The sequence below is a fragment of the Cellvibrio fontiphilus genome (assembly GCF_042646205.1).
Classification (GTDB): domain Bacteria; phylum Pseudomonadota; class Gammaproteobacteria; order Pseudomonadales; family Cellvibrionaceae; genus Cellvibrio; species Cellvibrio fontiphilus_A.
This window is the reverse complement of the sequence record NZ_JBHRTF010000002.1, coordinates 686,879-711,526: the sequence shown is the minus strand read 5'-3', so window position 1 is coordinate 711,526 and position 24,648 is coordinate 686,879. Positions and strand designations below refer to the sequence as shown.

General features: G+C 52.3%; 26 protein-coding genes. 6 read left to right on the top strand and 20 right to left on the bottom strand.

From position 1 onward, the window contains the following. The first annotated feature begins 98 nt into the window (after nt 1-98). Complete coding sequence (locus tag ACFODX_RS04925; protein ID WP_378116646.1) at nt 99-410, top strand: DUF1496 domain-containing protein; 312 nt, start codon at nt 99-101, stop codon at nt 408-410. Between the two features lie 52 nt (nt 411-462). Here the strand turns inward: ACFODX_RS04925 and hemW are convergent, their stop codons facing one another. From hemW to ACFODX_RS04845, 16 genes are all read right to left on the bottom strand, one after another. Then, nucleotides 463-1,656 (bottom strand): radical SAM family heme chaperone HemW, encoded by a 1,194-nt coding sequence (gene hemW, locus ACFODX_RS04920; RefSeq protein ID WP_378116644.1) that lies wholly within the window; start codon nt 1,654-1,656, stop codon nt 463-465. 1 nt (nt 1,657) lies between these two features. Further along, on the bottom strand, nt 1,658-2,263 hold the full coding sequence (locus ACFODX_RS04915) for an XTP/dITP diphosphatase (protein ID WP_378116642.1): 606 nt from the start codon (nt 2,261-2,263) through the stop codon (nt 1,658-1,660). A gap of 68 nt (nt 2,264-2,331) precedes the next feature. Continuing rightward, nucleotides 2,332-2,793 carry a DUF4426 domain-containing protein gene (locus tag ACFODX_RS04910; protein WP_378116640.1) on the bottom strand — a complete coding sequence of 154 codons (462 nt, stop codon included), beginning with the start codon at nt 2,791-2,793 and terminating at the stop codon, nt 2,332-2,334. Nucleotides 2,794-2,820: 27 nt separating this feature from the next. Then, the gene (metW, locus tag ACFODX_RS04905) at nt 2,821-3,408 is read right to left on the bottom strand and encodes a methionine biosynthesis protein MetW (protein WP_378116638.1); all 588 of its coding nucleotides are present in this window, start codon (nt 3,406-3,408) and stop codon (nt 2,821-2,823) included. Next, nucleotides 3,408-4,550: a homoserine O-succinyltransferase MetX gene (gene metX, locus ACFODX_RS04900; protein ID WP_378116636.1), complete on the bottom strand. Its 1,143-nt coding sequence runs from the start codon at nt 4,548-4,550 to the stop codon at nt 3,408-3,410. Before metX ends, metW begins: the two co-directional genes overlap by 1 nt. A 102-nt stretch (nt 4,551-4,652) precedes the next feature. Further along, complete coding sequence (locus tag ACFODX_RS04895) at nt 4,653-6,671, bottom strand: dynamin family protein (RefSeq protein WP_378116633.1); 2,019 nt, start codon at nt 6,669-6,671, stop codon at nt 4,653-4,655. A 202-nt stretch (nt 6,672-6,873) separates the two neighbouring features. Continuing rightward, nucleotides 6,874-8,946, bottom strand: coding sequence for a TonB-dependent receptor (locus tag ACFODX_RS04890; protein WP_378116631.1), 2,073 nt, complete (start codon nt 8,944-8,946; stop codon nt 6,874-6,876). Between the two features lie 10 nt (nt 8,947-8,956). Next, on the bottom strand, nt 8,957-10,090 hold the full coding sequence (locus ACFODX_RS04885; RefSeq protein ID WP_378116629.1) for a HupE/UreJ family protein: 1,134 nt from the start codon (nt 10,088-10,090) through the stop codon (nt 8,957-8,959). A gap of 2 nt (nt 10,091-10,092) precedes the next feature. After that, complete coding sequence (locus tag ACFODX_RS04880; RefSeq protein ID WP_378116627.1) at nt 10,093-11,226, bottom strand: tetratricopeptide repeat protein; 1,134 nt, start codon at nt 11,224-11,226, stop codon at nt 10,093-10,095. A 133-nt stretch (nt 11,227-11,359) separates the two neighbouring features. Further along, nucleotides 11,360-11,860 (bottom strand): Ig-like domain-containing protein, encoded by a 501-nt coding sequence (locus ACFODX_RS04875; RefSeq protein WP_378116625.1) that lies wholly within the window; start codon nt 11,858-11,860, stop codon nt 11,360-11,362. A 9-nt stretch (nt 11,861-11,869) separates the two neighbouring features. Next, nucleotides 11,870-13,459, bottom strand: a complete 1,590-nt coding sequence (locus ACFODX_RS04870; RefSeq protein WP_378116623.1) for a DUF4331 domain-containing protein — start codon at nt 13,457-13,459, stop codon at nt 11,870-11,872. A 177-nt stretch (nt 13,460-13,636) separates the two neighbouring features. Next, the gene (locus ACFODX_RS04865; protein ID WP_378116621.1) at nt 13,637-14,347 is read right to left on the bottom strand and encodes an anti-sigma factor; all 711 of its coding nucleotides are present in this window, start codon (nt 14,345-14,347) and stop codon (nt 13,637-13,639) included. Further along, nucleotides 14,344-14,886: a sigma-70 family RNA polymerase sigma factor gene (locus ACFODX_RS04860; protein WP_378116619.1), complete on the bottom strand. Its 543-nt coding sequence runs from the start codon at nt 14,884-14,886 to the stop codon at nt 14,344-14,346. The genes ACFODX_RS04865 and ACFODX_RS04860 overlap by 4 nt, the downstream gene beginning before the upstream one ends. Nucleotides 14,887-15,121: 235 nt before the next feature. Then, nucleotides 15,122-15,721, bottom strand: a complete 600-nt coding sequence (locus tag ACFODX_RS04855; RefSeq protein ID WP_378116617.1) for a YggT family protein — start codon at nt 15,719-15,721, stop codon at nt 15,122-15,124. Nucleotides 15,722-15,786: 65 nt separating this feature from the next. Continuing rightward, nucleotides 15,787-16,623 (bottom strand): pyrroline-5-carboxylate reductase, encoded by an 837-nt coding sequence (proC, locus tag ACFODX_RS04850; protein WP_378116964.1) that lies wholly within the window; start codon nt 16,621-16,623, stop codon nt 15,787-15,789. A gap of 26 nt (nt 16,624-16,649) precedes the next feature. Continuing rightward, nucleotides 16,650-17,351: a YggS family pyridoxal phosphate-dependent enzyme gene (locus tag ACFODX_RS04845; RefSeq protein WP_378116615.1), complete on the bottom strand. Its 702-nt coding sequence runs from the start codon at nt 17,349-17,351 to the stop codon at nt 16,650-16,652. Between the two features lie 74 nt (nt 17,352-17,425). Here ACFODX_RS04845 and ACFODX_RS04840 point away from each other — a divergent pair, with 74 nt between their 5' ends. Then, entirely contained in the window at nt 17,426-18,460 is a 1,035-nt protein-coding gene (locus tag ACFODX_RS04840; protein ID WP_378116613.1) for a type IV pilus twitching motility protein PilT, read from the top strand. 57 nt (nt 18,461-18,517) lie between these two features. Then, on the top strand, nt 18,518-19,663 hold the full coding sequence (locus ACFODX_RS04835; RefSeq protein ID WP_378116611.1) for a PilT/PilU family type 4a pilus ATPase: 1,146 nt from the start codon (nt 18,518-18,520) through the stop codon (nt 19,661-19,663). 80 nt (nt 19,664-19,743) lie between these two features. Here the strand turns inward: ACFODX_RS04835 and ruvX are convergent, their stop codons facing one another. From ruvX to gshB, 4 genes are read right to left on the bottom strand one after another with little or no spacing between them, the layout of a single operon-like run. Next, complete coding sequence (gene ruvX, locus ACFODX_RS04830; RefSeq protein ID WP_378116609.1) at nt 19,744-20,160, bottom strand: Holliday junction resolvase RuvX; 417 nt, start codon at nt 20,158-20,160, stop codon at nt 19,744-19,746. Between the two features lie 15 nt (nt 20,161-20,175). Further along, entirely contained in the window at nt 20,176-20,772 is a 597-nt protein-coding gene (locus ACFODX_RS04825) for a YqgE/AlgH family protein (protein WP_378116607.1), read from the bottom strand. 60 nt (nt 20,773-20,832) lie between these two features. Next, nucleotides 20,833-21,753 carry an energy transducer TonB gene (locus tag ACFODX_RS04820; protein ID WP_378116605.1) on the bottom strand — a complete coding sequence of 307 codons (921 nt, stop codon included), beginning with the start codon at nt 21,751-21,753 and terminating at the stop codon, nt 20,833-20,835. A 16-nt stretch (nt 21,754-21,769) separates the two neighbouring features. Next, nucleotides 21,770-22,723: a glutathione synthase gene (gene gshB / locus ACFODX_RS04815; protein WP_378116603.1), complete on the bottom strand. Its 954-nt coding sequence runs from the start codon at nt 22,721-22,723 to the stop codon at nt 21,770-21,772. Between the two features lie 338 nt (nt 22,724-23,061). Between gshB and pilG the strand changes: the two genes are divergently transcribed. The 3 genes from pilG (at nt 23,062) to ACFODX_RS04800 (ending at nt 24,620) form a co-directional block, all read left to right on the top strand. Then, a complete protein-coding gene (pilG, locus tag ACFODX_RS04810; RefSeq protein WP_007639219.1) occupies nt 23,062-23,457 on the top strand; it encodes a twitching motility response regulator PilG in 396 nt (131 codons plus the stop codon). 137 nt (nt 23,458-23,594) lie between these two features. Continuing rightward, the gene (gene pilH / locus ACFODX_RS04805) at nt 23,595-23,957 is read left to right on the top strand and encodes a twitching motility response regulator PilH (protein WP_007639222.1); all 363 of its coding nucleotides are present in this window, start codon (nt 23,595-23,597) and stop codon (nt 23,955-23,957) included. Between the two features lie 120 nt (nt 23,958-24,077). Further along, nucleotides 24,078-24,620 (top strand): chemotaxis protein CheW, encoded by a 543-nt coding sequence (locus tag ACFODX_RS04800; RefSeq protein WP_324257370.1) that lies wholly within the window; start codon nt 24,078-24,080, stop codon nt 24,618-24,620. Nucleotides 24,621-24,648 lie beyond the last annotated feature (28 nt).

The following is a 24,648-nucleotide window of genomic DNA, read 5'->3' as shown; positions in this document are numbered from 1 at the left end:
TACGCAGTCAGCCAGATTGCTTTATATTCACTCTCATGCAGCTCTGGGGGATTTAATAAAACCATAACCCTTTCCAATTGCAAAAGAGTGAAATCGAGATGAAGAGGATAAAAACCGGTCTGCTAGCCAGCAGCCTTTTGTTTGCGAATGTTGTTTTTTCCCACAGCGATCATGCCGGGCATGAGGGCCACGAACACCACGGCCTGAGTCCCGCCGACACCCGGCAACAAGCGGATGAAGGCAAATTATGCATCCATAAAAAGCAGGGCTACTCACTGGGCGCCGTGGTAGAACATGAAAATAAAATTTTCCGCTGCCTCAAAGCGCGGGGCGAGAACATGCAAGAGCAAACCAACCTGGTGTGGGTGGAGTTAAAACTGCAGGATAAAACCCTGGTGACCGCGCCCTGATTATCGCAACCGTTTACAGCGCAAGCTCCGGCACCTGCACCGGAGCTTGGGTTCAGGGGTTTTCGTGCATAAATGCCTGTAACACGCGATTCAAAAACCGTCGCCCCAGGGCCGTTGGGCGAATAATTCCCTGAACCGTTTCGACCAAACCTTGTTGGCTGAGCCTTTGCCAAATGGGTTCAACCACTTGCCAATCAAGCCCGGTGCGCGCGCTAAAAAAATCCTGCGGTACGCCATCGGTCAAGCGCAGGGTATTCATCATAAATTCCAGCGGCAGGGCCGCGGGCGACAATAAATCACTGCCAGCACCAAAACTATTTTGATGGCCGCCGAGATTGGTAGAAATTTTTTGCGCTGTCATCGCCTCTAAATAGTGTTTAGGCAAACGGGTTTTCCATAAGCGCAAAATTTTATTCTGCGCCGGAAAACTCACCTTGCCATGCGCACCGGCACCTATGCCAAGGTAATCGCCAAACTGCCAATAATTCATATTGTGACGCGCGCGTTTTTGCTGCCGCGCGTAGGCAGAAATTTCATACTGCGCGTAACCGGCAGCGGCGAGTAATTCAATGCCGGCGTCTTGAATATCGGCCAGAATTTCTTCCTCTGGCAGTACCGGCGGTGCGGAATAAAACGCGGTGTTTTGTTCGATGGTGAGTTGATACCAGGAGAGATGCTCCGGCGCGAGTTCAATCGCCTGCTGCAAATCCGCTTGCGCCGCCGCCACTGATTGCTCAGGCAAACCGTGCATTAAATCCAGGTTGATATTGTCAAACCCGGCGCTGCGCGCGACGCCGACGGCACGCAAGGCTTCAGCGCGCCCATGTACACGGCCAAGTAATTTTAATTGCTGATCTTTAAAACTTTGAATGCCAATGGATAAACGATTGACGCCGGCTGCGCGAAAACCGGCAAATTTTTCCTGCTCAAAAGTACCGGGATTTGCCTCCAGGGTAATTTCAATATCCGTTTCAAAACCGATAATTGTTTCGGCATCTTTTAAAATCTGCCCAATCGCCTGCGCCGACAACATACTCGGTGTGCCACCACCAAAAAAAATACTGCTTAGCTTGCGCCCTTGTGCAAGAGGTTGATCCTGCTGTAAATCCTCGCGCAGCGCATTGACATACTCAGTTTCGGGAATGTCATTATTGGCTTGATGGGAATTGAAATCGCAATAGGGGCACTTGCGAATACACCAGGGCACATGCACATAAAGTGCGAGTGGCGGTAATTGCAGTGACATATTATTGTGCACCTATTAACGCCGATAATTTTTGCAGCAACTCTTGCATGGCTCTGCCGCGATGACTGATGCGATTTTTTTCGGTTTTATCCAACTCGGCCGACGCACAATTGTGACTAGGCACAAAAAATAGCGGGTCATAACCAAAACCGCCTTCACCGCGCGGCTCCTCAAGAATAACGCCCTCCCAAATACCGTGACATAAAATCGGGGTTGGGTCTTGCGCGTGACGCATAAATGCGAGCACCGCGTGATAACGCGCCGTGCGTTTTTCAGTGGGAACACCGGTTAATTCCTGCAGCAATTTTGCATTATTGTCAGCATCCTTGGCGCCCTCGCCGGCATAGCGCGCGGAGTAAATACCGGGGCGACCATTGAGTGCATCTACCTCTATGCCAGAATCATCTGCAATGGCGGGCAAGCCAGTTCTTTCACAGGCATAACGCGCTTTAATAATCGCGTTTTCCACAAAGGTTAAACCGGTTTCTTCGGCGTTCTCACTAAAAAAATCTGATTGCGGCACCACGGCAAAACCACAACCACTGAGCAGCTGTTGGAACTCGCGCAACTTTCCGGCATTGCCGCTGGCTAAAACAATTTTTTGCATTATGTTTTCCTGAATCATCAACAGAAACAAAAGGCGCCCGCAGGCGCCTTTGTTGTTGCAAACGAACGTTAATTATCGCTGTAAAGCGTGCGATTAAAGGTTAATTTCATGGGCTTGGCGACACCATTCACACTTAACTCAATATCAAAATGCAACAGCTCTTCATTATTAAACACAAAGGGAGCGAGATAATAAGTTGCTTCGCCTTCACTCACTTGAATAAATGTTAAGGTCTGGCGCTGCTGCATTAAATTGCGGCGCACACCGGCCACCTCTGCAGGTAAACCCAAACTGGTCACACCATTCTCGGTTTTCGTCACACTAATATTCACCAGCGCGCGATTTTTGCCGCGCACCAGTTTATACACGTCTGCCACCTTGGCCGGAATATCGGTACTGTTAAACACATTATAGTGAACGGTGTAATCACCAAAGATTTGCGTAGTCGCAATTTCTTTCGGTTGATCGACTTGCGCCTGCGCGGTGAATGCAAACAGCGTTGCGCACACTAGCAACCATAATTTTTTCATGGTGATAATCCTCCAGCTCAATCGCTGTTATTTACTCAAATGATAAATCGCCGTTTCGCCGAACAGGTTGGGCATAAAATCTTTCAGGGTTTGTCCTGACTGTTCGTTGACCACTTGGCGGTGGATCACTTTGATATTGCGCTCGCGGCAGAGCACTTCAAAATCTTTGAAGGTACAGAAGTGAATGTTGGGTGTGTTGTACCACTCGTAGGGCAGCAAATCTGATACCGGCATACGCCCGCGTGTGGCCAAATGAAAACGTGCTTTCCAGTGGCCAAAGTTGGGGAAGGTGACAATACATTCCTTGCCCACCCGCAGCATTTCATCCAACACCAAATGCGGAAAATGCAGGGTTTGTAGCGCTTGGGTCATGAGCACTGTGTCGAAACTTTTATCGGCAAAGTTGCCGAGGCCGCGATCCAAATTTTGCTCGATCACATTTAAACCTTTGTCGATGCAGGCATTGATTTGTGCCGCATCAATTTCCAAGCCGTAACCTTGCACTTGTTTGGTGTCGATTAAAAATTTGAGCAGGGTGCCATCGCCGCAACCCAAATCCAGAATGCGGCTGCCTTGTTTAATCCAGTGTTGGATTTCGTTGAGATCAATACGCATCAGACTTCCACTCCCGCAAGGTAGCGACCAAACACTTGCTGGTAGCGCTCATCGGGCAATAAAAACGCATCGTGCCCGTGTTTGGATTCAATTTCGGCGTAGGTCACCGGGCGATTGGCGCCGACCAGTGCGTTGACAATTTCGTGGGAGCGCTCGGGCGCAAAACGCCAGTCGGTGCTGAAGGAAATCACCAAAAATTTGGCCTGGGTTTGTTTGAAGGCGGCGACCGCGTCGTCGTTGAACTCGCGCGCCAAATCAAAATAATCCAGCGCTTTGGTGATGCGAATGTAGGAGTTGGCATCGAAACTATTGGCAAAACTGTCGCCCTGATAGCGCAGGTAGCTTTCGATTTGGAATTCCACCGGTTCGTCATTGCCGAGTTCAAAACTGCCGCTGCGTAAATCGCGGCCAAATTTTTCGCCCATGGCGTAATCGGACAGGTAAGTAATGTGGCCAATCATGCGCGCCACCGCCAAGCCGTTTTTGGGAATGGTGTTGTGGGCGAGGTAATCACCGTCCATAAAATTGGGGTCGCTGATAATCGCCTTGCGCGCCGCTTCGTTAAAGGCGATGTTTTGCGCGGAGAGTTTCATCGCCGAGGCGATCACCACCGCGTGGCGCACCCGTGTGGGGTAGTCCAGCGTCCAGCGCATCACCTGCATACCGCCGAGGCTGCCGCCAATAACCGCCGCCCAGACCTCAATGCCCAGCACGTCGGCCAAACGCGCTTGGCTGGCGACCCAATCGCGCACCCGCAGCATGGGGAAATCCGCGCCCCAGGCTTTGCCGGTAGCGGGGTTGATGGAGCGCGGGCCAGTGGAGCCGTGGCAGCCGCCAATATTGTTGAGCGCCACCACAAAAAACTTGTTGGTATCTATGGGTTTGCCGGGGCCGATATAGGCGTCCCACCAGCCGGGGCGCTTGTCGTCCATGCGGTGATAACCGGCGGCGTGATGATGGCCGGAGAGCGCATGGCAAATGAGCACCGCGTTGGATTTGGCAGCGTTCAACTGGCCATAGGTTTCATAGACCAGATCGTAGCTATCCAGCGTTCTGCCGCAGGCTAATAACAGCGGCGCGGTGAACTGGTGGGTTTGGGGAGTAACAAGACCCACCGAGTCGGCAGGTAATTGGTTTGGCATGGTGATCTCTTAGCGCAGCAAGGGCGCGCCTCGGCGGCACGCCCATCGACAATAAATGATGCGACAGTCTAAAGAGAGCACCTGCCTGCTGCAAGGCAGAGTTTAGGCCTTGCCTTGCTGTGCCTGTTTGGTTTTGGCAAAGGGCACTACCCGGGCGCCCGGCTGGGCGATGGGTGCGTCATCCATCAATTCCGGCTCCAGGGGCTCAGCCAGGATTTCACGGTAGAGCGGCTCTATGCTCACCAGCGCGGTTTGCAGTTGGTAGAGGTTGGTTTGCAGGTTTTGCAATTGTTCGGCGTGGCTGTTGCGCTGCGCCTGCATCTGCGTGAGGCGCAACATGTGATGCTCCAGCAACTGCTTTTGGTACTGGTTTTTATGGAACAGGGGCGCCAGGGCTTCCTGCATCCAATGGTTGATGTGCTGTTGCAGATCCACATAAACCGCGCGCACTTCCTGCACCAGGGTATTGATAAAGCGGCTGATAAGCGCACTTTTGTGGGTGAGCACGGTGGTGAGCGACTTGCGGAATTCCTCGGCGCGGGTCTGCAACTGGCGCAGCTGGCGGCGCTGCTTCTGGATTTTCAGCAGGTGGCGCATCATCAAATCATCGCCCGGCAAACTGTGTTCCGGCCGCTCATAAATAGACGTGAGCACCCGGTTGCAGCGCTCAATCTCCCGCTCCAAATGGCTGATATTGCTATCCACCGCATCAAAAAAACTGGCGATGGCGCGGGCCAGCCCGAGGGTCGTCCAGCTCTGCGCCAGGCTTTGGTGCGCCTCGCTGATTTGTTTGTCCAGCAAACTGGTACTAATAGGCGCGACCAGCGCCAGCTGTTGCGATTCCAATAACCGCTGGCTGGTGCGCAGCGCCAGGGACTGCTTGTGGTATTCGTGATGGGTGCGGCGAATGGTATCGCGCAGCTCCTGCAATTTAGTCGCCGCCGCTTCCGGCGCTGTGGTGCGCAGGCTTTCCAGCTCTGCCTCACATTCGGCGATACGTTTGGCGAGAGCGCTGCGGGTATTGATGATCATGGCGTAGCTGTCGCCAATCAGCGCGTGACCAATAATCTGCTGCTGGTTGCGCAGCACCGCTTCCGCCAGCATGGATTCCAGTTGCGGGAAATTACTGCGCAGCAGCTGCGCTTGGTTGCGCCCCACCTTGCCTAGCAAGCCCTGTTTGGCCGAGAGCGCCACCACATGTTGCGGTGCCAGATTAAGTTGCTGCGCTGTCAATTGACGCAGGCGGTTCACACTCGCGTCTACTTCATCGGCGGGGGTCAGGTCGTCCCACAGACTATCGATTTTGTTGAGCAGCGCAATCACTGCCGTACAGTTGTTATCGCGCAGACCCTGGATATGCTCGCGCCAGATTTCCATATCGCTAGCGGTAACACCGGCATCGGCGGAGAGCAAAAACAGAATCGCCTGGGCATCGGGCAGGGTTTTTAAGGTGAGTTCAGGCTCGTTGCCCAGCGCATTCAAGCCGGGCGTGTCCACAATGCGCAGGCCTTGGCGCAGCAGTGGATGGTCAAGGCTGATCAGCGCATGACGCCAGGCGGGCACAGTAACCATGCCCTGGGCATCGCGCTCGCCCAATTCATCCTCGGCAAAACCGAGTTTGATGGCATCTGCAACGCTGACTTGTTTGCTCGCCGATACCTGATTGATGGCCGCGCGCGTCTGCTCGTAATCCTTGGCATCGAACTGGATAGTTACCCATTTTTGCGGGATGCGTTTAAAACTTTGCAGGCTGGTATTACTGCGGCGGGTTTCGATGGGCAGAAGCCGCACGCAGTTGGTGGGCTGGCTGGCATCCCAGAAGATTTCGGTCGGGCACATAGTGGTGCGCCCCGGCTGGGAGGGCAGCAGGCGACGACCGCCGCCGGCATAGAGCAAGGCATTAATCAGCTCGGTTTTACCGCGCGAAAATTCGCCCACACAGGCGATGGTAAAACTCTCGCCGCGCAGCAATTGACGAGCGCGATGCAGGGTTTTGTCCATGCTCTGGCCAAACAGGCTGTGCGCCTTGCCCCAGTGTTCAAACCGCTGCAAACGCTCATCCAACTGGCGCTTCCAGCGGTTGTAATGGGTCATTTGGCGATGCAGGGATCTGATGTCCATAGCGCTTATCTCGTCTGTTGTCAGTAATAACCCAGCGAAATAAACCTTGGGTAATTACATAATTATTTTATGCAGATAAGCATTAAAGCCGAAAATCGCGCCACTGGCTAGAAGTTGAGCAGCCAGTGGTCGCTTGTGGGGATTAAATGGCAGGGAAAAATAAGGGTTTTGTGAGCCAGATCAGTATTGCCATGCTGCTGGGCTAAAAATCACGCTGCACCGACAAACGTACACTGCGCGGTTCAAGCGGATGAAAATGCACATCCTCCACTCCCTCGTCCACCTCGCCCGGCAGACGCGAGGGGTAAAAATAGGTGATGTCGTGATCGCGGCTGTTGGCCAGATTGAGCAGATCCAACCCCAGCGACCACTGCGCCCAGCGATAGCCTAAACCCAGGTTAACCACACTGGTGGACGACGCGCGCTGCTGATGAAAACTGTCCAGAACCCGCGCGCCAAAATAGCGGTAGCGCAAATTGCCATGAAAGCCCTGTGCTGCCGGCGCATAACTCACGCCGGCACTGGCGACAAACGGCAGCGAACCATCCACATACTTGCCTTGCTCGGCTTGTTGTTCGCTAAAACGCGAGTAGGTCCAGGCCAGTTCGGTGTCCAAGCTCCAGCCATCGGCAAACCAGACATAGCTGGCGATTTCAATACCCGAGCGCTCAGAGGCGCGACTTGCCTCGGTATTGCCCGCATCGCCCACAAACAATAATTCTGAATCCAGTGCCAGATACCAAATCGAGGTGGAAATACTGTAGCGGCGGTTATCAAATAATTTTGCACCCAGCTCGGCCCCTTGCGAGCGCGATAATAAATCCACCGGTTTACTCAACTCACCCGATAGTGGATCAATCACAATCGTTGCACCGCGTGCATCATTGGAATGAAAACCCTGACCAAAGTTGAAATAGGTTTCAAACCTATCGCTAAAGTTATAACTCACACCCGCTTTAATAGTAGTGATGTCATCTGATGCCCTGCCGGAGTTTTGTGCAAGATCGCTGCCTACCTCTACTTGCAGATAATCATGACGCACGCCCAGATGAGCACGAATTTTCTCGCGTAGTTGAATATCGCTCTGCGCAAAAAGCGCCAGCGACGTTTCATCAATTGCATCCACGCGCGTCGCAGACAAACGTTCGCGCGCGCGGGTTTTATACAAGCCCACTTCATCAATGGCATCATGGCGAATTTGCACACCGAGTTTATGGGTCGCGGATTTTCCAGCGACATCACTTTGCCAGTTGCGCACCAGCTCGCCACCCAGCAGTTGACGATCATCCACTTGCTCAAACTCGTCACCGTTAATCGGGTCATCCAGAAAATAGGTGAAGTTGGAAAATAAGTTTAATGCTGAATCAACCATGTAAGCGCTGATCGACCAATTGGGATTCACCCATTGTGTTGACAGACTGTAACGGCTGGCATCACCGCCGACATCGGTATCCAGTGAGCCCAGTGCGTTAATCATGCCCTGCTCCACCGCGCGCTGTGGAATTTGATCGGCCGAGTTCCAACGATTGCGATAGCCCATCGCCGTCAGTGAAAATTCACCGCCGGCAAGGCGCGATGAATAACGCGCAAGCAGATTGGTTTTGTGCAGGTCTTCATCAATATCTTGCCAAGGGCCCGCGTAAGCTTGCGCCTCCATTCCCACTAATAAATACCCATCATCAATAACCATTTGTGTCGCGCTGTATAAACGCTGATAGCCGTAATCACCCGCGGTAAGCGCCAGTTCACTGATATCCAAGGTATTTTTTAATACAAACGCTGCGGCTCCTGCACCGGAAAAATCACCGACCTCGGCGTAGTAAGGGCCTTTGCGATAATGAATGGTGTGAATTAATTCCGGGATAATAAAATTTAAATCTGTATAGCCTTGACCGTGGCCGTGGCTGCGCATATTCACCGGCATAGTGTCGATGCTGGTGGCAAAATCAGTACCGTGATCCAAATTAAAACCGCGCAAAAAATATTGGTTCGCTTTACCAGAACCACTGTGTTGGGTAACCACCATACCGGGAACCATTTCCAGAATTTCACCGGTGCGCGCAAGTGGTCGGTTGGCAATTTCAGCGCTGCCGATAACACCCTCTGCGGCCGCCAAACTGCTGCCCACTAAATTCAAACGATGACCGTAGACCACTAAATTCTCCAGCGCCGGCATTGGCCTTGTCGCGGTGGCAAGCGCAAGTCGCTCCGGCTCACTGGCGCTACCGTAAAGTGGAATAAGAATCGCTGCAAAAAAATACGGTATTTTTTTCATCATCACTTTCCTAGGCTGCCCAGCGCTGTAAAATCCATTGCACTGCCACCAACGCAATCACTGCCGAGGTGCCACTCAAAGCGTAGCGCGCATACCAAAGGTAATGACGCAATAACATCAACACTGGTAACAGCAGTAATACGATTGCCATTTGCCCCAACTCCACACCCAGATTAAAGGCCAACACCGCCAACAGTTGTTGATCAGCAGGCAAACCCAATTCACCTAAAACGCCGGCAAAACCCATCCCGTGCAGCAAACCAAACCCGAAGGTGAGCCAACCCAAACGCAGCAACAGGGGGAAAATATTATTGAGCGCAACCAGCAATACCGAAACTGCAATGCCCAATTCCACCCAGCGACTCGGCAGTTGAATAATGTGTAGCGCCGTGAGTGTCAGGGTGATGGAATGCGCGAGGGTAAATGCAGTGACAATCCAGCAAGCGTTAATAATAATTTGCCGATTATTGCTAACCGCCTGCCAGCGATGGTTGCGCCGCTCTACCACACAGGCGACTAATAACAACAGCAAAAATAAAATATGGTCCAGGCCAATCCAAATATGCAGCACGCCCTGATAAATAAATTCACCCAGCGTTGCAAGTTTACTGCCCTGCTCTGCCTGCCAATTAATCTGGCGCTGCGTATCGTCCAGCACTCTGATGCTGGATGATTTGTTAGCGCTGGTACTGGAAAGCGTCAGCAATAATTTATGGTCGGCATCTTCTTTAAAGATTGCGCTGTAGTGAACAGCTATATCGCCAGCAAGTGAACACTGCGCACGCAGCGGAATTACCACATAAGCTTCATCAAAATACGCATCAATTTGCCAGTCATCGCCCAATACCACTGGGCACTCGCTGCCGCGTGCTAATTGAAAGTGGTTGGTTAAATATTTTTTTACTACATCGGCACGGTTTTGTAATTCTTGCCAGCGCAATTGGCCGTCGCCATCCACATCTACCAGTAGCGCACGCTCCAAATCATACAGGCGCACTTGCAGCTCACCGGTTACTAACCCCTGTGAATTAATTTGCACATTCGCGTAGGCGGTGCTGAGTTGGTGGGCAGCAGCATGGTTGGTGAAAGCGCAGCTGATCAACAGCAGTACAAAAAATCTATGCAACATTTTTATTTGCGTCACGCTTAACTCTCCTGTTGCAAATGAGTCAGATTAAGCGCAACGGCTTGTTGTGCACGCTCCAGCAATAATTTATCGCTCGCTTCCCGCGCCAGTTGCCAATTGCGTTCAGCCCAGTAGAGCGCTTGTTGTGCATCCGGTTGTACTTGCAAAAAAAACAGTGCCACGTCAGCGGCATGCGCTTGATCGTCGCGTGCGATGCGCAACTGCATTCGCTGCGTAAGTTGTTCGTGTATTGGCGAATCCTGCAGCAGATTTTTTTCCGCTATCACCAGGCGTAACAACAGTGCATCGTCCTGCTGCGGCGCATTATTTATTAAAGGCGTTAATTGCTGGATTACCGCAGGCGAATTGCCCAGCGCCAAATTAATATCAGCCAACTGCACCCAATAACTGAGTGAATTTTTATTGCTAACTTGCTGTAGGTGTTGCAGAGCGCGCTCGGGTTGATTCAAACGCAGCGCCATATCCGCCAACATTTGTAATAGCCAGAGGTTGCGTTCATCCGTGGGTAAACCTTGGCTCGCAATTAATTCTTGTAACTGCGCATAGCTTTCGCGCAATGCCTGCTCACTTTCACTGCTGCGCACTTCCAAACTGCACGCACCCAGGGTCAGTAAATCCACTTTGCCGAGTAAGGCCATGCAGGTTTTTTTGGCGGCGGATAATTCGCCCTGAATTAAATGCAAGCGCGCTTTTAATAACAGCGCCGTTGGTTGCGCTGCGTCCTGCTGCAAAATAAGGCTGAGCGTTTGCTGCGCCAACACAAAACGATGTTGATGTTGTTGCACCTGCGCCCAGGCCAGGAGTGTGGGCAAGTGATTACTGCCGGATTCAACCTGCGGTTTTAATGCCGCTTCGGCCACACCGTAAAGATGGCTATAACCCGGCTGTGATGCTTTGCTTAAATAAGCATTCGCTAATTGGCTGATGCTATCAGCATTCATCACCCGCGCTGTGTTAGTTACTTGCGCGGCAGTTGTATCCCAACGCGCAATAATTTGCTCTGGTGAATGGGGTTGATAACGTGCGTTTGATTGGGCCATTGTTTGCGCATTTGGTTTCGCTAACACGTTGGCGATTGGCAACAACAAGGCAAGATGAACGCCTACCCGGATTATCAAAGATAATATTTTCATCGGTCATACCCGCTGTAATTCAGCTAATAAAATGGAGTCTTTTTTAACGGAGATATTTTTATGAATTTTAAAAAGCCTGCCATCCATAGCGGGCATCAAGGTAAGGAACTTTTTAATCAACAACTATTTCACGTTAAGGCGCCAACAGATCGTCAAATGCGTTTTCATCACTTACATCTTGCGTGATGTTGCGGCTATTGAGTGACAAAGGGGTATCGTTGGGCTGTTGATTAAACGCCGTACGGGTATAACTGCTCATGGCCACTGTCAGTAAATCAATAGTGATGTTGACTGTGGCAGCTGCCGACGTTGATTTGCCATCGCTGACACTAAAGGTAAATTGATCAGTACCTACAAAATCCGGCGCCGGGGTGTAACTAAAACTGCCGTCGGTTTGCAGGCTGAGCATGCCGTTTTGTGGTGCTGTCACTACCGCAAAACTGAGCATATCTTTATCCACATCCGTACCGAGTAATTTACCGCTAAAAGCAGTGTCTGCTTGCGTACTCAGCGCGGCGTTATTGGCAGTAGGTGGTGCATTGACCTTGGTTTTTTTAGCGCCGTCACCACCACAACCCGTGATGAATAAACTGCCCGACAAAACCAGCGGTAATAGTGCGTAGGAAATTTTCATGACAACTCCTTAGTTAGAACCGGGCAGTGGATCGGCCAGATAAGGGAAGGAATTTTTCATCATCATCGCGTTAAGTGGTGCACCGTCGGTGAAAGGCACATTACCTACATTCGCGTCTTCGGGTTTACACAAACCCAAATCAGTATCCACACCACCAACAGGAATTGGATAGCACAAACGCCCCATGACTACGCGCAACGCAATATCCACCACATCGTCACCCGGGCGACGGCCATTGGGGAAACCGGCCAAGTCATTACCCGCCACACCAAAATTGGATTGCTCCGCTTGCGCCGTTGCCGCAATGCTCGTGTTCAAGCGCAACATTTCTGATGGCGTAACGGTTTTTAATTGATTGACGCCGGGGAAACCGGTGAGAAACGCGGTGACTAAATCCATGCGTGGAAAATTAGTGGGCGCCAGCGTGGACAAGTTGGCACCAAGTGTGGTGTTAACCGCATCTTTAAATAAAATATTTAATAATTCCGGCAACGATGGGTGAGTAACGTAATCGGCAAATTGGCCGTCATTTTTTGGTTCGGCGACGGAGAAGCGATCTTTATCTTTTAAGCCGATCACTAATTCATTTACTAACGGATTACCCAAACGCGACACCTGGGTGAGTGCACCTCCATTCACTTCCGATTTATTAAACGATGCCTGCGGATTTAAAATACGCGCCTGCGGCAAGCTTGCGGTTGTCCAGGTACCAATCACACCATTGCCACTGCCCACCAAACAGCTTTTGGGAATTTCGAGCGAAATGGCGGTGACATTTTTATCGAGTAAATCATCATTCATTGCCGATTGGGTAATACCACCGGGGAAGCCGCCGCCGTCGCCAGCACCGGCGCTGCTATCGCCTTCGACGGGAACATAATTGACCAAATCAAAGGTTTTTCCGAGATTGACCACAAACGGATCTTTGCGCTGGCCGACAAATACTTTGCCGTTGGTACTACAGCCAGGAATCGCAATTTCATAAATAAAACTGTTGGCGTAATTGGCATAAGCCTGCGTGGATGAAAAGGTTTTGGTGCCGATAAAATCCAGTGGTTTGTTAAATGTCATACCCATGCCCGACGCCATAGCAACATCGGCACGCGTACCGGTTTTACGATCACCTGTGCGCAATTTAACGGTATAACTTTCACTGAAATTGGCAGCAGACATATCGCTGGCAGAAATGCCACCAACATTTTTCAAAGGAACCGCAACTGAACGGCTGTTACCTTCCGGCCCTACCGTTAGCTTTACACCTTCGCCACCCGCCAGTGCCTGGCTGAAACGAAATTCAAAGGTAAGGTCTTCTACAGCATCGCCGGTGTTATCCACGTGGATGCTATACACCGCGTGCGGGTCCATCGCAAAATAATTGGGGCCGCCGTAGGCATCTTGCAGCGGAATATAGTTAGCGATCAGCGTGACATAATCTTCACGCCCGCTTTCATAGGAATTAAAGGCGTAAAAATCGGTTGAATCGAGCGCGGGGGCACGGGTGATATTCGGCGCTTCGCGGTGGGATGATGCAAAACTGCCCGTGGCAAGCAAGCTCGCACAGAGGGTACCAATAACGGCCGATAAATAATTATGTTTCATGATGACTCCGTTGGTTGTTGTGACATTCACAACAGCAAACGGCTCAAGTTGATTTTTGGATTCAACTTTTTGTGATTATTTTTAAATTATTGTGTAAGTGCGCAAAAATATTTTTTAGCGGGCATAAAAAACCCCGCGCGCGGCGGGGTTTGGTTTAGCCAAGTCTCAGGAATATTTTTACATCGCCACCAACTCCGCTGTGTACAACACTGTTGTCGGTTGGCCCGTAGGCGAGCCGCCCAGTGGTTCCAAACTCACGGCGAGCGCGGCGACTTGTAGCTGATCAAACAATGCCGAGCGCGGCAGACTCAACTTGCCGGTTTTTGGGAGCAGGCCGAGGGAGATTGGCGCGCGACCATCGGCGGCAACCATCCACAATTCATAATCCTGATTGTCCAGCGGGGTGAACTTGTCGGTGGCGCTCACCACTAGTTGGTCCTCGCGCAATTCAATCAACCACAGGGCTTGGGCTTTTTCGCTTTGCACCACGGCAATTTGGCCCGGCGATAAAGGTTCGACCGGTTGCAAATTCACCAGCAAGACCGCCATCAGGATTGCGGCAGCGGTAGCTAACCCGGCGAACCATTGCAAGGCGCGCGGTTTGCGCGGCGGCAGTGCCAGCACATTACTGACACTGTCGGTGCTAGCGCCGGTGCTGACAAAACCCAACTGCTGTTGGATACGCTCCCACACCTCGGGCGCGGGCTGGACATTGGGCAGTGCAGCACCCAACTCATTCAGGCGACTCTCCCAGCGCCACAGGCTGGAACGCAGGCTTGGGTGTTGCATCAATAATCGCTGGTAGCGAATACGCGCAGGGCCTTGCAAGCTGCCGAGCACATATTCAGCCGAGAGTGCATTTTGACGTTCATCGGTAAGGTAATTCATGATTCAAGGCACCTCTTTAAACGTTCCAATCCGCGACGAATCCAGGTTTTGATGGTGCCCAGGGGCAGCTCCATCCGGGCGCAGACTTCCATGTGGGTCAAACCACGAAAATAGGCGAGTTCGATGGCGCTACGCTGGCTGTCTTCCAGCCGATCCATGCAGCGATCGATACGCACCCGGTTGCGCTGTTCATACAATTCTTGCTCGGGTGTCTGATGGTGAATCGCCTCTTCCAACTCGTCGACATCTGTTTCGCGCCGACTTTTGGTGGCACGCAGCATATCCAGCGCACGGTAGCGCACTATGCTGATCATCCAAGTGAGTACCTCACCCTTCTCCTGCTGATACTCGCCGGCGTTGTGCCATATCCGCACAAATGCCTCCTGTACCGCCTCTTCCGCTAGATCGCGGCGGCGCAGCATCTGCAGACTGACGGCGTAAAGCTTGCCGGCACTGCGCTGATAAAGATTGGCGAATGCCTGCCTATCGCCCTGCGCGGTGGCGCTGAGCAACTGCAAAAACACCTGATTCGGATCCATAGTCATTCTCGTTGTTATCAACAGTTAGGGATTAACAGGCCACTGAACTCCGCCAGAATATGGCCCATTCAGTTGCTCTACGGCTCGTCTTGGGTTTTGGATTCAAATTTTTTATGAATTACTGCGGCGATAGACGCCAAACAGCTGCAGGGCAGTATAGGAGGGATAAGAAAAGGAGGAGGAACCTGACAGAGACGCAGACATCACTGCCAGGAAGGATAGGGACTGGAAACCCCTAGTACCAGTAACCCAACACCACTTGCGGGTTGAGTTGCAGCCAAATGGCCAATTCGCGGATCAGGATTTTCTCCACAATTTGCAGACCCAGGAGCACGATGATCGGCGAGATATCAATCACCCCGCCCAAAGGCGGCAGCACTTTGCGAATGGGTGCACAGATTGGGTCAATAATTTGGTTGGCGAGCGCGAGCAGCGGGTGATGGCTCATTGGCGCAATAAAGCTGCCGATGATGCTGATAATCATGCACCAGAAAAACACGTTGGCGACTATGGTAAGCGCCCCCACAAACCCCCAGGCCAGCAGAATATGCGGCAACGCAATCAGGCCAGTCAGACCCACAATCAGACAGAGAATCGCACTGGCGATAAACTGCACGAGCAGGATCAATACCACCGAGGCGGTATCTATGCCGAGGATGCTGGGAATCACCTTGCGTAGCGGGCGCAGCAGCGGCATGGTGATTTTTACCAGCGCCTGGGAGATGGGGTTATAAAAATCGGCACGCACCAGCTGCAGCAAAAAGCGCAGCACTACAATCAACAAAAACAGCGATAACAGGCTGTAGGCAATCAAATGCAAAATATTGGCAAACATGCATTACTCCGGTGATAAAAAATAGTCTGGCGCTGGTGATTTACTCAAGGGCTCAAAGCCAAAAACTAGCTACCCAAAAGCTCGGACAACTCACCGGCGCGATTGCTGCAAGCGGTCATGGCGCGGGTAACCATCGCGCGGATATTGTCCTGCTCAAATGACAGTATCGCCTGTTCGGTGGTGCCCTTGGGCGAGGTGACGCGGCGGCGCAGTTCGGCTACATCATACTCACTTTCCTTGGCGAGCATGGCGGCGCCCAGCGCGGTTTGCAAGGTCAGTTCGGTCGCACATTCGCGGCTTAAACCCAGGGCTACGCCAGCATCAATCATAGATTCCATCATCAAAAAGAAATACGCAGGGCCGGAGCCGGAGACGGCGGTTACCGGGTTCAACAAGGCTTCGTCGTCCAGCCACTGCACTATGCCCACCGCGCCGAGCATGGCATTGGCAATAGATTTATGTTCATCGCTCACTGCCGCATTGGCAAACAGGCCACTGGCACCGGCGCGCAATTGGGAGGGAGTGTTGGGCATGCAGCGCACTATGGGCAAATCGCCCAGCCAGTGGGCAAGACTGGCAGTGGTGATGCCCGCCGCGACCGAAATCACCAGCGGGCGATGCGCCAGCGAAGCGCGCAGGGCGAGTGAGACTTCTTTGAGCAGCTGGGGTTTTACCGCCAGTACCACTACGTCGGCCCAGGCGGCAGCGGCGTTATTGTCGGTGGTGGTTTCAATCGCCAGTTCCTGTGTCACCTTGTCCAGGGTTTCCTGACGAGGGCCGGCTGCAAGCAGCTGGCTGTGGGAAAAGCCCTCGGCGAGCAGGCCGCCAATAATCGCCTTGGCCATATTGCCGGCGCCGATAAAAGCGATTTTGGGAGCTGAAATCTTGCTGCTAGTCACGATAAATCCTTAATAAAAAGTAGAAGTAATCAGTTAGATGCCGGCTTAGTCCGCGCACCAAAAATATCCGTGCCGACACGCACATGGGTGGCGCCCTCGGCAATCGCCGCTTCCAAGTCGCCCGACATGCCCATGGACAAACAATCCAGCGCGTAACCCTGTTGGTTTAGCTGCTCCAACGCAAACCGCAACTTGGCAAAGGCGGCACGCTGTTGCGCAGCATCGTTAGTTGCCGCCGGAATCGCCATCAAGCCGCGCAACCTGAGCCCTGTCAGGTGGGCGATGGCCGCCACCAGCGCGGGCAATTCCGCCAAACTAATTCCCGACTTGGTGGTTTCATCGTCTATATTCACTTGCACACAGATATTCAGCGGCGGCTGTCCGGCCGGCCGCTGCTCGTGCAAGCGCTGGGCGATTTTGAGCCGGTCGACCGAATGTACCCAGTCAAAATGCTCGGCGATAGGCCGCGTCTTGTTGGATTGGATGGGGCCGATAAAGTGCCAGCTCACATCGGCTAGATCGGCCAGCTGCGCCTGTTTCTCCAGCGCCTCTTGCAGGTAGTTTTCGCCAAAGGCGCGCTGCCCCCAGGTATAGGCGTCGCGCAAGGCCTGGGCGGGTTGGGTTTTACTCACAGCGATCAACTGCACAGTTTGCGGATTTCGCCCGGCAGCTGTGGCAGCTTGATGAATGCGCGCGGTGACTTTCACGAGCTGGTCGTCTATCTTGTGCATATTCCGTTTCTTGGAAATCTCTGAAATTACCCACAAAAGTCTGCCGCGCAGACTAATAACAAAAGGTTGCTCTGATGGATATCACCGAACTGCTGGCGTTTAGTGCCAAACAAGGCGCGTCTGACTTGCACCTCTCGGCGGGTTTGCCACCGATGATCCGCGTCGATGGCGACGTGCGCCGTATCAACCTGCCGCCCATGGAGCACAAGCAGGTGCATGGCTTGATCTACGACATTATGAATGACAAGCAGCGCAAGGACTACGAAGAATTTTTGGAAACCGACTTCTCGTTTGAAGTGCCGGGTGTCGCGCGTTTCCGCGTTAACGCCTTTAACCAAAACCGCGGCGCCGGCGCGGTGTTCCGTACCATTCCCTCCAAAGTACTCACCATGGAAGAGTTGGGCATGGGCAATGTGTTCCGCGATATCTGCGCCGTACCGCGCGGATTAGTGCTGGTGACCGGGCCGACCGGCTCGGGTAAATCCACCACCCTGGCGGCCATGATCGACTACATCAACGACAACAAATACGAGCACGTGCTCACCATCGAAGACCCTATCGAATTTGTGCACGAATCCAAAAAATGCCTGGTGAACCAGCGCGAAGTGCACCGCGATACCCACGGCTTTAACGAAGCACTGCGCTCGGCACTGCGGGAAGACCCGGACATTATTCTGGTGGGCGAGATGCGCGACCTGGAAACCATCCGCCTCGCACTCACCGCCGCCGAAACCGGCCACTTGGTATTTGGCACCTTGCACACCACCTCCGCCGCCAAAACCATCGACCGTATTGTGGACGTGTTCCCCGCCAACGAAAAATCCATGGTGCGTTCCATGTTGTCGGAATCGCTGCAAGCGGTAATTTCACAAACGCTGCTCAAGAAAAACGGCGGCGGTCGGGTGGCGGCGCACGAAATTATGCGCGGCACTTCGGCAATCCGTAACCTGATCCGCGAGGACAAGGTGGCACAAATGTATTCGGCCATCCAAACCGGTGCCTCACTGGGAATGCAGACCATGGACCAATGCCTGGCGGATTTGGTGGCTCGTCGCATCATCAGCCGCGATGCCGCCAAAGCGAAAGCCAAATTCCCCGAGAATTTTTAATTAATCGTTTAATTATTTTTAGTGCACAAGTTTCAATAATTTTTAAGGTGCTGTGTTATGGATTTTGATCGTTTATTGTCCCTGATGGTAGAAAAAGGCGCGTCGGACTTATTTATCACCGCCGGTGTGCCGCCCTCGATCAAAGTTCATGGCAAGGTGGTGCCAGTGACGGCAACGCCGCTCGCGCCAGAAAAAGCGCGCGAGCTGGTGCTGAGTGTGATGAATGAAAAACAGCGCGCTGAATTTTTAGAGAAAAAAGAACTTAACTTTGCAGTGAGCGCACGCGGTATTGGCCGCTTCCGCGCCAGCGCGTTTTACCAGCGCAACCTTGCCGGTATGGTACTGCGCCGTATTGAAACCAAAATCCCGCAAATTGATGAACTGGGCCTGCCGGAAATTATTAAAGAATTGGCCATGACCAAACGCGGCCTGATTATTTTTGTGGGCGCAACCGGCACCGGTAAATCCACCTCGCTCGCTTCCATGATTGGCCATCGCAACCAAAACTCCAAAGGTCACATTATTTCCATCGAAGACCCAATTGAATTTATCCACCAGCATCAGGGTTGCATTATCACCCAGCGCGAAGTGGGTATTGATACTGAATCCTTTGAAGTTGCGCTGAAAAATACTTTGCGTCAGGCACCGGATGTGATTTTGATTGGCGAAGTGCGCTCGCGCGAAACCATGGATCACGCCATCGCCTTTGCGGAAACCGGTCACCTGTGTCTGTGTACCCTGCACGCCAACAACGCCAACCAGGCACTCGACCGCATCATTCACTTTTTCCCCGCTGATCGCCATCGCCAGTTGTGGATGGACTTGTCGCTCAACCTCAAGGCGATTGTGGCGCAGCAATTGATTCCCACACCTGATGGCAATGGCCGCCGCGCCTGTTTGGAAATTATGATTAACACTCCACTGGCGCAGGATTTGATTCGCAAAGGGGAAGTTTCAGAATTAAAAGAATTGATGAAACGCTCAACCGAACTGGGCATGCAGACCTTCGACCAGGCGCTTTATGCACTTTACGATGCCGGCGAAATTACCTATGAAGATGCCCTGCTGCACGCCGACTCACCCAACGATTTACGCTTGATGATCAAACTCGCCTCGGAAACTGATTCCAATTATTTGTCGCACGCTGCCGATAGCCTGTCGATCCAGGGCGATGAGCACAACAATCGCGGCAAAATGTTTTAATGCTGTCGAGTAAGCCAAAATAAAAACGCCGGAATTTTTAAAAATTCCGGCGTTTTTTTATGTAGGTTTAAGTCAGTCGGCTAATTACGTTCAAACCAACTTTCCAGAATCAAACGCGCGGCAATCGAATCCACCGGGTTGGATTTGTAATGACGCGAACCGCCCTGCGCCATCACTTCGCCTTTGGCTTCAAAACTGCTCAAACGCTCATCCACCAATTCCACTTTCACACCGAAGCGGCCGTGCAAACGATTGGCAAATTTGCGCGCGCGTGCGCTCAGCTCACTCTCACTGCCATCCATATTCAGTGGCAAGCCAACCAGCACCAAATCCGGTTGCCAATCTTTGAGCAACTTTTCTATCTGGCTCCAATCGGGAATGCCATCTTTGGCTTTGAGTTGGGCTTGGGCGTTGGCAGAACGAGTCAGGGTTTGACCGGTGGCAACCCCAATATTTTTGGTGCCGTAGTCAAAGGCAAGCAGGGATTTAACTGTCATTAGAACCCCGGCAGCCTAGGCGTGGCCAGCGGTGCTGGTAATCAGAGTAACGTCTATACCCAAGGCTTGAGCGGCAGCAGTCCAGCGCTGCTCTAGCGGGGTGGAGAAAATAATATTTTTATCCGCCGGCACCGTCAGCCAGGAATTAGCGGCGATTTCTGCTTCTAACTGCCCCTCGCCCCAGCCGGCGTAACCCAGTGCAATCAGAGACTGCTTGGGGCCGCGCCCCTCGGCGAGGGCAGCAATTATGTCGCGCGAGGCGGTGAGGCTTATGTCTGGTGAAATCTGCAGGGTTGACTGCCAGCGGCTATCTGTCGAGTGCAATACAAAACCGCGCTCCGGCTGCACCGGGCCACCGCTCATGACTATTTGGTCGCCGAGATGGGATTGATCATCCAGCCCCATTTGCTCAAAGATTTCGCGCAGCAGCATGGGAGTGGCCATGTTAATCACCACCCCCATGGCACCCTGTTCGCTGTGCTCACAGATATAAGTCACAGTGTGGGCAAAAGAGGAATCATTCAGCCCGGGCATAGCAATCAGAAAGTGATTACACAAACTGCCGGGCGTGAGCTCTTCAATATCGGTAAGAAAGTCAGGTTTGTCGTTCATGAAACCAGTATGAGGCTAATAAAGGCTAAAACAAGCGCGAGGGAAAAAATTTATTCGCCGCTAGTTGGCAGAGGTGGTGATCACCGACTGTTTACCAGTGATCTCAAAGTTCCAGGTGCGAATGATCTGCAAGCGGTCGGCGTGTTTGCGAATCTCCGCCGGAAATTGGGCAAAGGGAGCAGAGAGCCGCACTATCTGCCGCGCGGCATCATCCAGTATGCGCTGACCGGAAGACTGTAACACCTTGATTTCATAGATGGTGCCATCAGGATTAATAACTACAGAGAGGCGTAGATGACCGGTAATTTTCCGGCTGAGCGCCTCTTTGGGGTAGTTGCGATTGCCTACCTGCTCCACCTTGGTACTCCAATCGTGCAGGTATTTGGCATCGAAGGATTCCTTGGTGGACACGGAAGTGAGTGTACGCACGCGTGGACGCTTGGCGTATTCCTGCCGCTGTTTATCAAGCTTGGCCTGTAAACTGGCGATTTCCGCCGACACCGTGAGCTGATCTTCCATCAGGCCTTCGCGCTGCTCCAGTTCACGGCGCTCATCCGGGTTGAGGGTTACCTGGGTGGTGTGGGTACTGGCCGAGCGGGTTGCTACTAATTGCTGCTCTTTCAGCTTCTGGGTCGCAGCGGATTGTTGCGGCACAGGGTTTACCTCGCGCACCTGGGTATCGGCGAATTCAGCTTGTCGTTCGGTGGTTAGCTGTTTTGCTTCGTCGAGGGTGCCGCTGGCCTCCTGATTATGCTGAGCCAAAAAGTCAGCTTGCTCGGGGGCACGCAGCGATTTATGTGTCGCCAGAGTAATTTCAATGGTTTGTGAGGTATTGCTGTGGTCGGGCAATTTAAAACTGATGCCCAGAATCAGCAGCGCGTGTAAGACTATCGCCAGAAAAAAGGTAAAACTCAGGCGATCACCACTATCTACCGCTGCGGCAGTTAGGCTTTGTTGTTCAAGGGTGATGGCCTGATTCATAGGGGCTGACTCCGGGTTAACGGGCCGCTAATTTACGCGCTATGGCATCAACAAGCAGTGAACCAATTCCGGTGTTGTAAGCCTTGTCAATTTCCCGCGCACAGGTAGGAGAAGTGACATTAATTTCGGTGAGGTATTCGCCAATCACATCCAACCCCACAAACATCAAGCCTCTGGCTTTGAGTGAAGGCGCCACTTGCGAGACTATCCACAAATCTTTTTCAGTTAGGGGTTGGGGAACACCGCTGCCACCGGCAGCCAGATTGCCCCGGGTTTCGCCCTGCGCCGGAATACGCGCCAGGCAGTAGGGAACCGGTTCTCCGTCCACCACCAAAATACGCTTGTCGCCCTGGGTGATTTCCGGGATGTAACGCTGCGCCATGATCAGCTGTTGGCCAAATTCGGTGAGCGTCTCCAGAATCACACCCAGATTGGGGTCATTCTCACGGCAGCGGAAGATACGGCTGCCGCCCATACCATCCAAAGGCTTAAAAATCACATCGCCATGTTGTTTGTGGAAATCGCGCAGGCGCGGCATATCGCGGCTGACCAGCACTGGCGGACAGCACTGGGGAAATTGGGTAGCAAAGATTTTTTCGTTGCAATCGCGCAGGCTGCGGGGGTCATTAACGACCAATGCGCCCTGCTGTTGTGCGGCCTCCAGAATATAAGTGCTGTAGATATATTCATTGTCAAAGGGCGGATCCTTGCGCATCAGGATCACATCCAGATCCCCGAGTTTTTTATCCTCCTGCAAGCCCAATTCAAACCAACTTTCGGCATTATCCGCTACAAATAAGTTGCGTGTACTGGCACGGGCTTCGCCCTGCAAAAGATAAAGATCTTTTTGCTCCATGTAGTACAAATCCCAGCCTCGCTCCTGAGCTGCCAACAACAACGCCAGGGTAGTGTCCTTGTAAAAGGTAATATCAGCAATGGGATCCATTACTACGCCGAGAGAGATAGCCATATAAATGAAGCTCGACTGAAGATTCTAGAAAGCGGGCTAATACCCGACACAAGGCCCGGCACAGAACCGGATAAGGCCTAAAGTTAAAGGCAAGGTCAAATTAAAGCAAGGTTATTGCCGCGTGTTTTCACCATTCAAATGATTATAAAAACACTACGGATTACTCATATATTCAACTAGTTATGGCACAAGGTTAAAAACTGTGTTAAAAGTTTACCTCCCTCTGTGGCGTTATTTTGACGCTAACTGGCAGGAGATTACCTGACGCGCCCACCGATTCCCAATCAACTCGCGCGCAATCTGGCAACTATGGCAATAACAACAGGCAAGGTCAGAGTATGGAAGTAACTTACGAAAGCCTCAAAGTGATGGTAATTGACGACAGTAAAACCATCCGTCGCACGGCTGAAACACTGCTTAAAAAAGCAGGATGTATGGTAATCACCGCCACCGATGGCTTTGACGCCCTGGCAAAGATTGCCGACACCCGCCCGGATATCATTTTTGTCGACATAATGATGCCACGCCTCGATGGCTATCAAACTTGCGCACTAATCAAAAATAATAGCGAATTCAAAACCACCCCGGTGATCATGTTGTCCAGCAAAGACGGCCTGTTCGATAAAGCCAAAGGGCGTATTGTCGGCTCCGACCAATACCTCACCAAACCTTTTAGCAAAAGTGAATTGCTGGGTGCCATAGAAGCCCACGTCAAACATTTAAAAGCATCCTGATTGCTCTGCAGTAAGATGCATGTTTGACCTGCACCGCTGTTGTCGGGGGTGCAGTAGGCACAACCGGAACCAGTATCCAATAACGACCCAATACCTACCGCAAGTTGCGGCTACCTAATAATGATTTTGGAGCATTTATGGCCAGAGTATTGATTATTGACGACTCACCTACCGAAACTTACAAGCTCACCAGCATGCTGGAAAAAAACGGCCACGTAGTTATGACTGCAGATAATGGCGAAGCCGGTATCGCCATGGCGCAAAAAGAGCTGCCTGATGTGGTGTTAATGGATGTGGTTATGCCCGGCCTCAATGGCTTCCAAGCGACTCGCCAATTGTCCAAAACACCGGAGACAGCCCATATTCCGGTAATTATTGTGACCACCAAAGATCAGCAAACTGACCGTGTTTGGGGCATGCGCCAGGGCGCCAAGGCCTATTTATCCAAACCGATTACCCAGGAAGTACTTATGGCGGCCATGGCCGAAGTCCTCGCCTGATAAAGGAAATACTTGTCACCATCCGGGATGATGAATAGACAATAACAACAAGCATCATTCACCGACCCCGGCCTTGCGCCCAAAATCTCTGTGTGATGCACGACAGTTATGGACAGAGATATGTCAGAACCCCAGGCCGCATTTCAGGCCCTGCTTACACTAGCCCAGCGCAGCCGCGCCGCTGCTCGCGGTTTGCCGGCACAGGCCGATATTCGCCCGCATTGGAGCGGCATCGGTTTTTCGTTAATGGGCAGTTACTTTGTAGCGCCGATTGGCGAAGTGTCGGAAATGCTCGAAGTGCCCAACCACACCCATTTGCCGGGGGTACAACCCTGGGTAAAAGGCGTCGCCAACGTGCGCGGTCGCTTATTGCCCCTGTTCGATCTGGCCATGTTTTTTGGGGATCGCCTGGGCAGTTCACGTAAACACCGGCGCGTGCTTATTCTTGAAACCGAGACACTTTATTCCGGCCTGATCGTTGATCAGGTGTTTGGTATGCAGCATTTCCCGATGGACGAATACAGTGAACAGGCTGGTGCCGTAGCCAGCGCTATCCTGCCTTTTGTCACCGGTAGTTATCCCCAAGGAGGCGAGCGCTGGTCGTTGTTCAGACCGGCATTATTGGCCGAGGATCCGCGTTTTACCAATGCGGCCAAGTCGTAGTAGATTCACAATCGCAAGGCAATATCAG

Coding starts and splice junctions, on each gene's coding strand:
- ACFODX_RS04925 (WP_378116646.1), top strand. CDS start 99: ATGAAGAGGATAAAAACCGGTCTGCTAGCCAGCAGCCTTTTGTTTGCG.
- hemW (WP_378116644.1), bottom strand. CDS start 1,656: ATGTCACTGCAATTACCGCCACTCGCACTTTATGTGCATGTGCCCTGG.
- ACFODX_RS04915 (WP_378116642.1), bottom strand. CDS start 2,263: ATGCAAAAAATTGTTTTAGCCAGCGGCAATGCCGGAAAGTTGCGCGAG.
- ACFODX_RS04910 (WP_378116640.1), bottom strand. CDS start 2,793: ATGAAAAAATTATGGTTGCTAGTGTGCGCAACGCTGTTTGCATTCACC.
- metW (WP_378116638.1), bottom strand. CDS start 3,408: ATGCGTATTGATCTCAACGAAATCCAACACTGGATTAAACAAGGCAGC.
- metX (WP_378116636.1), bottom strand. CDS start 4,550: ATGCCAAACCAATTACCTGCCGACTCGGTGGGTCTTGTTACTCCCCAA.
- ACFODX_RS04895 (WP_378116633.1), bottom strand. CDS start 6,671: ATGGACATCAGATCCCTGCATCGCCAAATGACCCATTACAACCGCTGG.
- ACFODX_RS04890 (WP_378116631.1), bottom strand. CDS start 8,946: ATGAAAAAAATACCGTATTTTTTTGCAGCGATTCTTATTCCACTTTAC.
- ACFODX_RS04880 (WP_378116627.1), bottom strand. CDS start 11,226: ATGAAAATATTATCTTTGATAATCCGGGTAGGCGTTCATCTTGCCTTG.
- ACFODX_RS04875 (WP_378116625.1), bottom strand. CDS start 11,860: ATGAAAATTTCCTACGCACTATTACCGCTGGTTTTGTCGGGCAGTTTA.
- ACFODX_RS04870 (WP_378116623.1), bottom strand. CDS start 13,459: ATGAAACATAATTATTTATCGGCCGTTATTGGTACCCTCTGTGCGAGC.
- ACFODX_RS04865 (WP_378116621.1), bottom strand. CDS start 14,347: ATGAATTACCTTACCGATGAACGTCAAAATGCACTCTCGGCTGAATAT.
- ACFODX_RS04860 (WP_378116619.1), bottom strand. CDS start 14,886: ATGGATCCGAATCAGGTGTTTTTGCAGTTGCTCAGCGCCACCGCGCAG.
- ACFODX_RS04855 (WP_378116617.1), bottom strand. CDS start 15,721: ATGTTTGCCAATATTTTGCATTTGATTGCCTACAGCCTGTTATCGCTG.
- ACFODX_RS04845 (WP_378116615.1), bottom strand. CDS start 17,351: ATGCACAAGATAGACGACCAGCTCGTGAAAGTCACCGCGCGCATTCAT.
- ACFODX_RS04840 (WP_378116613.1), top strand. CDS start 17,426: ATGGATATCACCGAACTGCTGGCGTTTAGTGCCAAACAAGGCGCGTCT.
- ACFODX_RS04835 (WP_378116611.1), top strand. CDS start 18,518: ATGGATTTTGATCGTTTATTGTCCCTGATGGTAGAAAAAGGCGCGTCG.
- ruvX (WP_378116609.1), bottom strand. CDS start 20,160: ATGACAGTTAAATCCCTGCTTGCCTTTGACTACGGCACCAAAAATATT.
- ACFODX_RS04825 (WP_378116607.1), bottom strand. CDS start 20,772: ATGAACGACAAACCTGACTTTCTTACCGATATTGAAGAGCTCACGCCC.
- ACFODX_RS04820 (WP_378116605.1), bottom strand. CDS start 21,753: ATGAATCAGGCCATCACCCTTGAACAACAAAGCCTAACTGCCGCAGCG.
- gshB (WP_378116603.1), bottom strand. CDS start 22,723: ATGGCTATCTCTCTCGGCGTAGTAATGGATCCCATTGCTGATATTACC.
- pilG (WP_007639219.1), top strand. CDS start 23,062: ATGGAAGTAACTTACGAAAGCCTCAAAGTGATGGTAATTGACGACAGT.
- pilH (WP_007639222.1), top strand. CDS start 23,595: ATGGCCAGAGTATTGATTATTGACGACTCACCTACCGAAACTTACAAG.
- ACFODX_RS04800 (WP_324257370.1), top strand. CDS start 24,078: ATGTCAGAACCCCAGGCCGCATTTCAGGCCCTGCTTACACTAGCCCAG.